The organism is Hassallia byssoidea VB512170 (assembly GCF_000817785.2).
GTDB classification, from domain to species: domain Bacteria; phylum Cyanobacteriota; class Cyanobacteriia; order Cyanobacteriales; family Nostocaceae; genus Hassallia; species Hassallia carrinoi.
In genome coordinates this window covers 1-13,508 of the sequence record NZ_JTCM02000035.1, presented here as the reverse complement: position 1 = coordinate 13,508, position 13,508 = coordinate 1, and the positions used below count along the sequence as shown (strand labels likewise).

Genomic DNA, 13,508 nt, shown 5'->3' with positions numbered 1-13,508 from the left:
ACTGAGTAAGCGATCCCCAAAAAAATCACTTATTAGCAAATACTGATTGAATGTATGCTTTTTAATAAGTATAATTTATGAGTTATTTTATCTGACGGTATAAAAAATCAGTCTTCAAAGCTCTGGAAAATAAAATGAGTCAATCAATTTTGCTGATCGGCAATAATGGTCAACTGGGCAAAGAACTAGAAACAATTCTCACCCCTGACGGAAATATCATTACAGTTGCACGCCCCACCGTAGACCTTACCCAACCAGATATTCTCCGCAGCATCATTGCTTTAAACCAACCACAAATCATCATCAACGCTGCTGCTTACACCGCTGTTGACAAAGCCGAAAGCGAACCAGAATTAGCAAAAATTATCAATGCAACAGCACCTCTGATTCTCGCTGAAGAAAGCCAAAAATTGAAAGCTTTTTTAATTCATATTTCCACCGATTACGTCTTTGATGGCTTATGTTACAGTCCCTACCAAGAAAGTAGCGCAACTAATCCCTTGAGTGTCTATGGTAAAACTAAACTTGCAGGAGAAGAAGCGATTCGCCATACTTGCAACGATTACCTGATTCTTCGCACTGCTTGGGTTTATGGAACATATGGCAAAAGTAACTTTGTCAAAACTATGCTGCGATTGGGTGCCCAAAAAGAAGAAATCCGCGTTGTTGCCGATCAAATTGGTAGTCCCACTTGGGCGAAAGATATAGCGGGTGCGATCGCCTCTCTAATTAAAAATAGAATTACCACCAAAATTACTGGCATTTATCACTACACAAACAGCGGTGTTGCTAGCTGGTACGACTTCGCCGTTGCTATCTTTGAAGAAGCCCAAGAACTAGGCTTCCCTTTGAAAATCCAACGAGTTGTCCCCATCACCACTCCCGAATATCCCACACCAGCTTGTCGTCCCGCCTATTCTGTCCTTGCTTGTGAGAAAATATCCGCAGTTCTCGGAACTTATCCCCCCCATTGGCGACAAAGACTTCGGAAAATGTTAAAGGAGTTAGTTGTTAGTTGTTAGTTGTTAGTTGATAGTTGTTGGTTGATAGTTGTTGGTTGATAGTTGATAGTTGATAGTTGTTGGTTGAACAAAAACTACTAACTCCCGTACAGACGTTCCGGCGGAACGTCTCTACCTAACCACGCTTTTCCTAACCCTTATGAAAGCACTAATTCTCTCTGGTGGTAAAGGTACGCGCTTGCGTCCCCTTACCTACACCGGGGCAAAACAACTCGTACCAGTTGCCAATAAACCAATTTTGTGGTATGGCATCGAAGAAATGGTAACTGCTGGTATTACTGATATTGGCATCATCATCAGCCCGGAAACAGGGGCAGAAGTTCAGGCAAAAACAGGAAATGGAGAACGTTTCGGAGCTAACATCACCTACATCTTACAAGATAAGCCAGCAGGACTTGCTCATGCAGTGCAAGTCGCCCGTCCCTTCTTAAGAGATTCCCCGTTTGTGATGTACTTGGGCGATAACGTGATTCAACAAGGCGATTTGAGTTACTTTTTGAAAAAATTTATCCAAGAAACCCAAGATGCGTTGATTTTGCTGCGTCCAGTTGCCAATCCTAGCGCCTTTGGGGTGGCAAAGGTAGATGACGCGGGACGGGTGTTGCAATTGATTGAGAAACCGAAAATTCCCCCTTCAAATTTGGCATTGGTTGGAGTTTATTTTTTTTCTCATATCATTCATGAGGCGATCGCCACCATCCAACCCTCCACCAGAGGTGAACTAGAAATTACCGACGCTATTCAATGCTTAATTGACCGGAAAAAGCAAGTTGTAGCCTGTAAACTTGAAGGCTGGTGGTTAGACACTGGCAAAAAAGATGACTTGTTAGAAGCTAATCGACTGATTCTTGACACCTATCTGACAAAATCAATTTTAGGTATGGTGGACTCTGAAAGTCAGATTATTGGACGAGTGCAAATCGGTGAAAGGTCTAGAATAATTAATTGCACAATTCGCGGTCCGGTAGTGATTGGTACTGATTGTCATTTAGAAAACTGCTTCATCGGTCCTTACAGTAGCATCGCCGACAATGTGACATTAATCGAGACAGATTTAGAACATAGCGTTGTTTTAGAAAATGCAAAAATAGTCGGTATTCATCAACGTATTATTGATAGTGTAATTGGGCAACGCGCACAGTTAACAATTGCACCCCGTCGCCCCAAAGCTTTGCGATTTATGATAGGAGATGACTGTCACATTGAACTTACGTAATTTACTTTTTAACAGTTAACTCTTATTCAAGATTGCATTCAAACCTTTAGTTAAGGCGTGTTAATTGATTTTCGGCAATAATCTACACTTGCTGACATTTTTATTAAAAATGCTAAGTTAAAATTATCTTACTCAGTTATAAAGTTACAGGCGATCGCTATGGTTGTAGAAACCCCACCCCGTCACTACTCGATTGAGGAGTACTTCGCTCTTGAGGAAACTACCGAGTACCGCAACGAATACCGTAATGGAGAAATTGTTCCGATGACAGTCGGCTCAATTAATCATAACCAAATTATTGTAAATTTAGTAATTGCTCTGAGCCTTGTTCTGCGCGAGCAAGATTATGGGGTTTACGCAAATGATGTACGCTTGTGGATTCCTCGCTATCGCGAATACACTTACCCAGATATTTTAATTATCAAAGACGAACCTGTTTTTGAAGGACGCACCGATACTGTAGTTAATCCTTGTATTATCTTTGAGGTTTTATCTAAATCTACAAGTAGCCGCGATAGAGGGGATAAATTTACTTTCTACCGAACAAGATAGCGAATTTAAAGAATATATTTTGATAGACCAATATCAAGTACATATCGAGCAGTTTAGCAAAACCCCGGAGGGTAACTGGCTACTCACCGAATCTGATGCTGAGGAGCAAATTTTGAATTTAGTTTCAGTTAAGTGTCAAATTCCCCACCGTCAGATTTATGAACGAGTTAAGTTTGAATAAATGAGTAATATATTAGTTAACTTATCGATTGTTTTTTCTAAACCAACAGGTATAAGTAACTATGCCACAAATCTTTTTCCCTATTTAAAAGCTATTAACCCTACTTTATTAACGGCACAAAATTATCCGGAATTTAATTGCTATCCAGTACCAGATAATCTTACTCCGGCTCAAGGCACAAAAGGGCATTTAAACCGCTTAATTTGGACACAATTTGAACTGCCACAAATCTCTAAAAAGCTAAAATCTCAACTTTTATTTTCTCCTCTGCCGGAAGCACCTTTATTTTCTAACAGTCGATTTGTTGTGATGGTTCACGACTTTATCCCGTTGCGCTTTCCCAAACGCTTTTCACCTTTGTTGCCTTATCATCGCTACTATATTCCCCAAGTCGTTGCCCAAGCACAACACGTTATTTGCAATTCTCAGGCTACAGCAAACGACATTATTAAGTTTTGTCAAATTCCCGCGAGCAAAATTACGCCTATTCCCTTAGCACATGATGGTAATCATTATTATCCTCTCAAAGACCTAACCCCCCTAACCCCACGCCAGTCGCCTCAACGGAGGGAACCTCCGCACAGCGCTGGCTCCCTTCCCTATAAGGGAAGGGGGGAATTCTCCCCTCTCCTTGCAGGAGAGGGGACGGGGGAGAGGTCAGCAGGAGAGGGGATGGAAGAGAGGTCAAATTGCCCCTATTATCTTTATATTGGACGCCACGACCCTTACAAGAACCTGCATAGACTAATTGCTGCTTTTGCTGCAATTCCTAACTGCAAAGACTACGAACTCTGGTTAGCGGGATCAACTGATGCGCGTTACACCCCAGCTTTGCTTACGCTTGCCGAAGAACTGAACATAAGCGATCGGGTAAAATTCCTCGATTATGTATCTTACAATCAATTGCCGAAAATAATTAATAATGCGATCGCCCTCGTCTTTCCCAGTCTCTGGGAAGGCTTTGGTTTCCCAGTTTTAGAAGCAATGGCTTGCGGTACTCCCGTCATCACCTCGAATCTTTCCTCATTACCAGAAGTCGCCGGCGATGCAGCGATTTTGATTAATCCCTACAACACCAGCGAAATTACAGAGGCAATGCAAACAATTGCTACTGATAGAGAATTGCGCGATCGCCTTTCTGCCCAAAGCATCATTAGGGCAAATCAATTCAACTGGCAAAAAACCGGACTTGCTACCGTCGAAGTCCTCAAAAAATATCTTTAAGGGAATGGGGAATGGGGCATTGGGCATTGGGCATTGGGCATTGGTTTGGCTGTGCGTTGCGCGGGTACACATACGGCAGCGCGTTGCGGAGCCAGTGCGTTGGGCGGCTCTGCCGACAGTCACGCATCTGGCGTTGGGGTTCCCCCCGTTGTAGCGACTGCCGCCCCGTTGTAGCGACTGCCGCCGCGCTATCTGCACCTGCCGTCATCGGTAATAATTCTTTCCCAATCATAGGCAGATGCTCCACTTGGGGAGCCAGTCTCGTGGGCGGCTCTGCCGACTTGAGAGAACTGGCGTGAAACCCCAAGACCGCACTGCCTCCCCTTTCCCCTTTCCCCTTTTCCCCTCTTCAAAAACCCTTGTCCCCAGTCCCCAGTCCCTAGTCCCTAGTCTTAAGACGTTCTCACTGCCCCAGAGTAAATTAAACCGCGTTGCATGTCCATTGTCAAAATCGCCCCATCGCGAATTACTTGCGTTGCTTTTTTCACACCAACAATTACCGGCACGCCGAGACGCAAGCCAATCACCGCAGCGTGACTTGTTAAACTTTCCTCTTCAGTAATAATACCCGCAGCTTTTCTAATTGCATCAACAAAATCAGCACTTGTGCGGGGGGCGACCAAAATATCTCCGTGATTAAAGTTACTCACATCCAACCCGCTGTTACCGACTCGTGCGCGACCGCTGACGGAACCTTGTCCGAGTCCAATTCCTTGACCTAATATTGCCGTTACGACTTCAACTTTAATCAAATCCGTCGAGCCAGAAATTCCTTGGAGAGTGCCGGCACTCATTACCACCAAATCCCCTTCAAACAAAAGCTGATTTTCTTGAGCAACGTTGATCGCAGCTTGAAAAGTCTGACCGGCGGAAGGCAATTCTAGCACCAACAGCGGTTTTACTCCCCACACCATCTGTAATTGCCGTGCCACATTGACGTGAGGAGTTACAGCCAAAATCGGTGTTTGCGGACGAAATTTGGAGACATTGCGAGCTGTTGCGCCGGTTTGCGTTAAAGTCATAATTGCTGCCGCTCCGAGTTGCTCGGCAATTTGCCCCACCGCTTGACTGATGGCGTTAGGAATCGATCGCCTGGTATCTCTAGAGAGACGATTATTTGATTCTCGCGCTTCTTCCTGCTCAATACGCTCGGCAATTCGTGCCATAGTTGCTACAGCTTCCACTGCGTATTCTCCCACCGCAGTTTCATTAGAAAGCATCACCGCATCCGTGCCATCTAAAATCGCGTTTGCCACATCCGACACTTCGGCGCGAGTTGGACGGGGATTGTTCACCATACTGTCTAACATCTGGGTAGCGGTGATGATGGGAATTCCCATGCGATTTGCCGTGGCAATCAGCCGCTTTTGCAGGATAGGCACATCTTCTGCGGGTAATTCTACGCCTAAGTCGCCTCTAGCTACCATCACACCATCACACAAAGCCAGAACTGCTTCCATTTGTTCGATCGCTTCGTGCTTTTCAATTTTGGCAATTACTGGCACTTGTTTACCGGTGCTAGAAATTAGCTCTTTAATTTCGATCATGTCCTGCGGATTGCGGACAAAGGAAAGTGCTATCCAATCTACGCCTTGGTCTAGACCGAACATTAGATCCTCGCGATCTTTGTCAGTCATCGCTTTAATTGAAAGGTAAACTCCGGGAAAGTTCACACCCTTGCTGTTAGAAAGTTTACCAGCCACCGTGATGCGACAATGCAAATCGCCTTTTTCGCGGTTAATTTCCTCCACGACCATTTCCACTCGTCCATCGTCAAGAAGGATTTTTGCGCCAACGGGGACTTCCTCTGCCAAATAATCGTAGGTAACGCAGCTTATATCTTGCGTGCCAATCACCGGACGATTTGTCAAAGTAAAGCGATCGCCTTTTGCCACAACTATAGATCCATTCTCAAACTTACCCAAACGAATTTTTGGTCCTTGCAAGTCTTGGAGAATACCCACAGGCTGATTTAGTTCAAAGGCAGTTTGCCGAATTAAGCGAATATTACGTTGATGATCGGCATGACTACCGTGGGAAAAGTTTAGCCGCAGTGTCGTTGCACCAGCCTCAATAATAGCTTTGAGCATTTCTGGGCTGCTGGTAGCAGGACCAATCGTAGCGACAATTTTTGTCCGGCGTAGAGAATCTCTTAGTTGCATATAAGCTGAATAAGCGCGATCTATCCTGGGAGTCATACTAAGTTAAGCGCCATCTATTTTCAGTCACTGCTATATCCAAGCAGTTAGGGAAGTGGGGGAGGAGGGGAGGAGTGGGGGAGGGGGGGCAGGGGAAACTGGGGGGGCAGGGGGAGAGAGTATTAAATTTGGAATTTTCCTTATCCCCTTATCCCTCTTATCCCCCTTGTCCCCTTGTCCCCTTGTCCCCTTGTCCCCCCATCTCCCTAAAGGGTTCGTCACAGAATCATATCGTTATTCAGCTACAGATATCCTAAAATGGGGATAAATCTTGCTACACAAAACTTTATTATTAATGAGTTTGTATCGTAGTAACTACAAAATTTGATTAACAAGGAGTTAAAAATGGTAACGTCGGAGGCACAAAAGCCACTGACAGTCCCACCGAAGGAATTTTTAGCGCCTCCGGGTGATTTTAATCCCACGCTGCTAATGTTACTAACGGCAGTGACAATGCTTGTTTTATCTAACTTCGGTTACTGGCTGTGGGAATGGCAGCACTGGCTATGCTTTACTGTGAATACGATCGCTTTGCATATAGCCGGCACGGTGATTCACGATGCTTGTCATCAGTCTGCCCATCGGAACCGGGTAATTAATGCCATTTTGGGACATGTCAGTGCATTGATGCTCGTTTTTGCTTTTCCTGTGTTTACGCGGGTACATTTGCAGCATCATGCTCATGTGAACGATCCAGAAAACGACCCAGACCATTATGTTTCTACTGGGGGACCGCTGTGGTTGCTTCCAGTCCGCTTTTTATACCACGAGGTATTTTTCTTTCAGCGGCAACTGTGGCGCAAAAATGAGCTGATAGAATGGTTTCTCAGTCGGTTGTTTGTGGCGGTAATTTTCTATATCTCAGTTCAATACCACTTTTTGGGTTACATTCTCAACTTTTGGTTTATACCTTCTGCGGTAATTGGTTTAACACTGGGATTATTTTTTGATTATCTGCCACATCGTCCTCATCAAGAGCGCGATCGCTGGAAAAATGCCAGAGTTTACCCCAACCGAATTCTCAATATGATGATTATGGGGCAGAATTATCACCTAATTCATCATTTGTGGCCCTCTATTCCCTGGTATAATTACCAGCCCACATACTATATGATGAAACCCCTTTTAGATGAAAAAGGTTGTCATCAAACTTCCGGACTGTTACAAAAGAAAGACTTTTTCGAGTTCGTCTATGACATCTTTTTAGGTATTCGCTTTCATCACAACAAAGTAGAATAATAGGGTAGAGACGTTCCGTCCGGAACGTCTCTACTAAATATCCCAGTTAAAATCCAAGAAGAGTAAGCAGTTTATTTAGTATCTCTCAAACTTTAAGTAGTAAGCGGCTCTATCCCTTAAAATGTTAGAGGATGTTTGAAAAGTATTGTTATTAACATCAAAACCTCCCAAACCTAACCCCCCTGCCCTTGGAATGAACCTGGACAAAAATGGACAGGCTTCATCCGAGGGTATCGTTGGGCATCGCGGATCTTTAAAACAAGCCTGTCCATTTTTGTCTATTGTTTGTGAATCCCCACGCCAGATGCTTCAAGCCGGGGAACCCTTTCGGCAACAGCGAGTGGGGGAAACCACGCCAGTCCCCTCAACGGAGGGAACCTCCGCACGGGGCTGGCTCCCCAAGACCGCGCTGCCTCACCAACGCACTGGCTCCCTTCCCTACAAGGGAAGGGGGGTTTCAAAGCCTCTCCCCCTGTGGGGGAGAGGAATGGAAGCGGGGTTTTTGGTATATTTTAGGACTTTCCAAACATCCTCTTATGAGCGGTAAACCGCTCACTACGAACATAGTATATTTTATGTTTAATTACGCCCACTTACTTATCTCTAAAAGACCCACAGGTAAATACTTTGCTTCTCTTCTTTTTATAGGTCGGCGTAGTAGTTCACGCTGTTTAAGAAAGCACTGGTAACAATCATATGAAAATTATGAAAATTTGGATGTGGAGTGCCCTTGGGCTTTTAGTTGTTAACTTATTTGTAGTTGCAATTGTGGCATTTTTGATTCACAGAGATAGTACACAATTAAACCAGAATCAATCACAAAGCCAACAAAACCAAGTATACACAAATTGGGTTTAATAATTCGCCAAGGTTAATGAAAAAGCCCTGATGGTTTAGGCTGGGAATTTTCCACTTGAGCAGGAGCAATTACCTGCAAAGACCAATAGCTCACGACCATAAGAATTAAACCAGAAACCGCGCCGATTAATAAGCCCATCAGTAAAGCAGATTTACTAGGAAAAATAGAAATAGTCGTATCATTTGTATAATTGTTTAAAAGCTGTGCTGATACCTCCGATTCAAAAGCTTCGTTAGTGTTGTCTGTGGATAAAGGTATTTGAGGTTCAAATGTAAAGTCTTCTGATAGTAGAGTAATATCTGACTCATGCAGTGGCGTGTATAAATTTTTAAGTGGCAGAAGTGCCTCTAATACTTCTTTTGCCGACTTATATCTATCTTTAAAGTGATAATGCACCATATTATTGAGTACCGAGGCAAGCTGAGGATTAACCTGAGTTAGGTGTTGCCAAATTAGCTCACCTGTATTGCGATCTTCTGGTAATTGTGTTGGATGTACCCCTGTTAAAGCTTGGATGGCAATTATGCCTAAAGCATAAATATCGCTATTGGGACGTGGTTTGCCTCGCTGTTGCTCCTGCGGCATGTAGCCCGGAGTGCCGATAGCGATCGTAGAATATTCAACAGGAATAAAGTTTTCTTGACCTCTAATCAATTGATTCCAGATTGGCTTGACAGCACCAAAATCAATCAACACTAACCGATTATCTTGCTTTCTTCTAATAATATTACTCGGCTTGATATCTCGGTGAATCATGCCCTGGCTGTGAACAAAATTCAGGATACCCAAAACTTCTTGCAGTAGTTGAAAAACTTTATTTTCCGACCAACGTTTACCAGGCAAAAATTCCGCGTTTAAAGGATGCCCTTCAATAAATTCTTGCACTAGGTAAAACTCAAGATTGTCTTCAAAATGAGTTAAAAGATGAGGAACTAAATCATAATTGTTCAGTTTTTTTAGAGCCTCTGCTTCTCTAGTAAATATCCTTCTACGAATTTCTACCGGGATGGCACATTCACTGCTAGGTAAGAAATGTTTAACAATGCAGGTGGGATGCTCGGGCTTCTTAGTGTCTTGAGCCATGTAAGTTCGACAGAATATACCTTGACTTAAAACTTGGACAACCTGGTAACGTTGTTTTAGTAACTGGCTTAACATGTTACGATCTACCTAACGGTTGTATTAAGTAATTTTACTTAAATAAATTTATCTATAAAATTAATATATAGTTTTTATGTCAGAAGCTTTACGTAAATTATCTACAGTTGTATTTAAACTTCATAAAAAATGTATCTAGCTTTTGCACTTTTGTTTGTCAAGCAGGTAAATTGATCGGTGAACCAGAAATTGACATTCAGTACTCATTGCATCCTGTTTATGACTAACTAAATTACAGGAAGAAAAAAATGAAGAATACTAGCAAAAAAATCCCACTAAGCAAAGATGCCCAACAAATGATCAGAGGTCTGATATTTGGCGAACTAATTACAATTGTAATAATTGGCGGACTGTGGTTGTGGCTAAGACCGCGCTTGTGGGTCAACAATGGTACTTTTTCTTCCTCTGGTCAAGATGCAAACACTGCCTCTAGTACTGCTAATTCCAACTTTCAAACTGTTACTGATGTGCCAATTGGAGCATTTAAATACGGTGGAAGTACGACTTGGGCACCGATTAGGCAACTCGTAGATTCTTATATTCAAAACACTCGTCCGGAACTACAACTGCAATACGTAGACCCTCCTAACGGTAGCCCTGGTTCCGGAGCAGGTATTAAAATGTTGCTTGATGGGAAATTAGATTTTGCTGAATCTTCCCGTCCCCTAACAGACGAAGAGTATGCGATCGCTAAACAGCGAGGTTTTACACTTGAGCAACGCGAAATAGCTACTGATGGAGTAGCAGTAGCAGTTAACCAAGCACTTAATTTACCAGGGTTAACCGTTGAGCAGTTAAAGCAAATTTATTCAGGGCAAATTACTAACTTCAAGCAAGTAGATGGACCAGACTTGGCGATTATCCCTTTGTCGCAGCAGCCAGAGAACGCAGACACAGTATTATTCTCTGACAAGCCATTAAAACAGGCGCTTGGTTCTAATGTTCAGTATGTCTATTCTACCACGGAAGCACTACGCCGAGTCAGTAAAACTCCTGGTGCTGTATATTACGGTTCTGCGCGAAGTGTAGTACCTCAGTGTACCGTCAAGGCTTTACCTTTAGGTCGGGTGTCTACACAGCTAATTTCTCCTTATCGTGAACCGTTGATACCTTCAAATCAGTGTCCGCAAAAGCGCAATCAGGTTAACACCGAAGTTCTCAATAACGATAGTTATCCAATAAAGAGCAAATTATTTGTGATTGTTAAGAAAAACAAGGGTCGAGAAGAGAAAGTTGGGGAAGCTTATACTAGACTTTTGCTGACTGACCAAGGAAAAAAGGCGATCGCTCAAGCTGGGTTTATCCCCTAGTTCGTCGTAGTGAGCCGTAGTGAGCAGTTTACTGCTCATAACTTCGATTTTAAGGACTGAAGTCCTTACTACGTTTAGGAGCGTTTGCTTAATAAAAGTTTATAATTAACTAGAGAAGTTAGGGCGAATTCCAGTCTGGGCGCAAGTTAGCAGCGTGACGTAAATAGACATGGTGAATTGGTTCGGAGGGTGGGACGTAGGCGTGAACTAGAAAACGGACGCAACGTTCCAAACTACCCTCAACGTGCATTTGCTGCACATCTAACATTGCCACATTATCCCAACAAGGACGAGTTCGTGCGATCGCCGCCGGAAAAATAGCATCCAAATCCTGTGTCACTGAGAAAGTAACACTAATCATGTCTGTTGGATGTAGGTGATTTCGTTTTTCCAGTTCATCTAACAGTTCTATAACCGCTTCACGCATCGCCTCAACGGTATTGGACGCAACAGTTGTTGCTCCGCGAATAGCCCGCATTCGCCACTCCACGCCAATTTCCTCCTTTTTTCGATTTTCGATTTTGGATTTTGCGAAAACTTTGAGCGGAGGAAACCTCCGTTCGCCCTTGGCGTTGCCGAAGGCATCAAAGCTTTTCAAGACGGATTTTGGATTTAACAACAATCTAAAATCCAAAATCTAAAATCCAAAATACCCTTTACGGTCGATACAACCACAAAGGCTGACCGCTGGTAGACATTTCAAATTCCATCCAATCAATTCCAGCCTTTAGTCCTGACGAAACCTGAGCGCTTCCTGGTAGCAAGCGACTCAATAACGGTTTAGGTTCTTCTAAGGTGTAAGTGAGCGTTTTTTCTGGATCGAGACCCACCAGTTCTGCTGTCCAGCGTCGCGCATCTTCTTCTGTTCCCAGTCGGTCTACAACACCCAACTCTAAAGCTTGCTGTCCGGTAAAAATCCGACCATCGGCGAAACTTTTCACAGTTTCTTCTGCTAAAGAACGCCCTTCGGCTACTGCTTGCACAAACTGTTGGTAACTTGTGTCAATTAGCTGTTGCAGGATGTTTTGTTCTGGTTCAGTTAGTTCTCGGTCGAATGACAAAATGTCTTTGTAGGGACCAGATTTAACTACCTGAAAAGAAACACCGATTTTTTCCAGCAAGCGTTCTATATTATTTCCACGCAAAATTACACCGATGCTACCCGTAATTGTACCAGGGTTAGCAACGATGTGTTCGGCTCCCATGCCGATATAGACACCACCAGAAGCGGAAATATTACCAAAACTAGCGACAATTTTGATTTTTTCGCGCAAACGCTTCAAAGCGCTGTAGATTTCTTGAGAATCTCCGACTGTACCGCCAGGACTGTCAATGCGTAGCAGCAATGCGGGGAACTTGCGTTCCTCTACAGTTTTTAGGGCTTCTAAAACACGTTTGCGAGTAGCACTGGCGATCGCTCCAGTAATTTCAATCCGAGCAATTTGTTTACGAAACTTGGACTTAAAAGGCCAAACCATGAGCAGTCAAAAACCTCGTTATAAACTTAATATAAAATGCCATTGCGCGAATCTGACTCGATGAATCTATATAAACAACGAGCAAGCCGCAGTGCTATCGGCATTTTAATTGAATTTTTGTGATTTATGCGTATCTTCATTTATTATCTTATCTCCTACCCATCAAGCCTTTAAGCCAAATCGTGCGTTTTGGGTAGGTGATAACTTTTAAATTAATATTTAAATAATAATTAACTTTTACCAATCCCTTTCTAGATAAGGACTAGCAGCTTTTTCAAGTTCTGTTTTATCTATTTTTTAGAAGTTATGCAATTTACGAGCGAATCTATAATGCTGTTTGCCGCACTTAAGAATCGCTTCGTAAAATTTGACACCGATAATAAACATAAGTGTCAAATAGCGCACCAACGAAACTACAAGTTAAACAAATTACAAATATTCCGCGTAAGGGAGTGCCGCTGCCAAAGGTTGCAAGAAAACGGATAATAGATGTGGCGATCGCGCTACTCACATCTTGTATACCTGGAATGTTACCGATCAGCGATAGAGAAAACAAACAAACGCCCACTAAAAACAAAGGAGCGACAAAACTAAAAATAATCGTCAGCAGCAGCGAGCGGAGAAAGTTAGTAAAAATAGTCATTTTCGGACAGGCTCCGTGAGTGAATTGGTAAGAGCTATATACCTGTATGTCACTTTCTACAATAAGTGCGATCGCCCTCCCACAGACAATATGTCAAAAATCTTAAGTTTTCATTAAAATAATTATCTACCACTTTTACTAGATGCTAAGAGCAGTTCTAATACCTAAAATTCTTAAAAACCTGGATAAATAAAGCTTTCCATCAAAGATTGCCGCAGTTAAGAGACTACCAAGCAACCTCAGACACGCTTAATATTCTGAGAGGAGCTTTAAGCTAAGTTAATATTCCGCCTGGGTGGGGAGGTGGGGAGACAAGGGGACAAGGGGACAAGGGGATTCACAAACACTCTTTCACTCATTGACAGGCTTGTTTTAAAGATCCGCGATGCCCAACGAACCTGCAAGATGAAGCCTGTCCATTTTTGTCC

General features: G+C 43.1%; 11 protein-coding genes and 1 pseudogene. 6 read left to right on the top strand and 6 right to left on the bottom strand.

The genetic code is table 11. The features are described from left to right. The first annotated feature begins 134 nt into the window (after positions 1–134). The 4 genes and pseudogenes from rfbD to PI95_RS16565 all read left to right on the top strand — a co-directional run bounded on the left by rfbD (position 135) and on the right by PI95_RS16565 (position 4,195). Complete coding sequence (gene rfbD / locus PI95_RS16580; RefSeq protein ID WP_039752500.1) at positions 135–1,022, top strand: dTDP-4-dehydrorhamnose reductase; 888 nt, start codon at positions 135–137, stop codon at positions 1,020–1,022. A gap of 139 nt (positions 1,023–1,161) precedes the next feature. After that, positions 1,162–2,238, top strand: a complete 1,077-nt coding sequence (locus tag PI95_RS16575) for a glucose-1-phosphate thymidylyltransferase (RefSeq protein WP_039752501.1) — start codon at positions 1,162–1,164, stop codon at positions 2,236–2,238. A 159-nt stretch (positions 2,239–2,397) separates the two neighbouring features. Continuing rightward, positions 2,398–2,971 (top strand): annotated as a pseudogene (locus PI95_RS16570) (Uma2 family endonuclease). Further along, on the top strand, positions 2,972–4,195 hold the full coding sequence (locus PI95_RS16565; RefSeq protein WP_039752502.1) for a glycosyltransferase family 4 protein: 1,224 nt from the start codon (positions 2,972–2,974) through the stop codon (positions 4,193–4,195). Here the strand turns inward: PI95_RS16565 and PI95_RS16560 are convergent. Continuing rightward, positions 4,179–4,427 carry a hypothetical protein gene (locus PI95_RS16560; protein ID WP_163518950.1) on the bottom strand — a complete coding sequence of 83 codons (249 nt, stop codon included), beginning with the start codon at positions 4,425–4,427 and terminating at the stop codon, positions 4,179–4,181. The genes PI95_RS16565 and PI95_RS16560 overlap by 17 nt on opposite strands. 160 nt (positions 4,428–4,587) lie before the next feature. Beyond that, positions 4,588–6,357 (bottom strand): pyruvate kinase, encoded by a 1,770-nt coding sequence (gene pyk, locus PI95_RS16555; protein ID WP_039753895.1) that lies wholly within the window; start codon positions 6,355–6,357, stop codon positions 4,588–4,590. Between the two features lie 381 nt (positions 6,358–6,738). On the opposite strand from pyk, the gene crtR reads away from it, so the two are divergent. Then, entirely contained in the window at positions 6,739–7,632 is an 894-nt protein-coding gene (crtR, locus tag PI95_RS16550; protein WP_039752503.1) for a beta-carotene hydroxylase, read from the top strand. Positions 7,633–8,503: 871 nt separating this feature from the next. Here crtR and PI95_RS16545 read toward each other — a convergent pair. After that, the gene (locus PI95_RS16545) at positions 8,504–9,649 is read right to left on the bottom strand and encodes a serine/threonine-protein kinase (protein WP_039752505.1); all 1,146 of its coding nucleotides are present in this window, start codon (positions 9,647–9,649) and stop codon (positions 8,504–8,506) included. 248 nt (positions 9,650–9,897) lie between these two features. Here PI95_RS16545 and PI95_RS16540 point away from each other — a divergent pair, with 248 nt between their 5' ends. Continuing rightward, complete coding sequence (locus PI95_RS16540; RefSeq protein WP_039752506.1) at positions 9,898–10,959, top strand: PstS family phosphate ABC transporter substrate-binding protein; 1,062 nt, start codon at positions 9,898–9,900, stop codon at positions 10,957–10,959. A 118-nt stretch (positions 10,960–11,077) separates the two neighbouring features. Here PI95_RS16540 and aroH read toward each other — a convergent pair whose 3' ends face one another. From aroH to PI95_RS16525, 3 genes are all read right to left on the bottom strand, one after another. Continuing rightward, complete coding sequence (gene aroH / locus PI95_RS16535) at positions 11,078–11,437, bottom strand: chorismate mutase (protein ID WP_201280486.1); 360 nt, start codon at positions 11,435–11,437, stop codon at positions 11,078–11,080. 178 nt (positions 11,438–11,615) lie between these two features. Next, positions 11,616–12,437, bottom strand: a complete 822-nt coding sequence (gene sppA, locus PI95_RS16530; RefSeq protein WP_039752507.1) for a signal peptide peptidase SppA — start codon at positions 12,435–12,437, stop codon at positions 11,616–11,618. 346 nt (positions 12,438–12,783) lie between these two features. Beyond that, the gene (locus tag PI95_RS16525) at positions 12,784–13,080 is read right to left on the bottom strand and encodes a hypothetical protein (RefSeq protein WP_039752509.1); all 297 of its coding nucleotides are present in this window, start codon (positions 13,078–13,080) and stop codon (positions 12,784–12,786) included. Positions 13,081–13,508 lie beyond the last annotated feature (428 nt).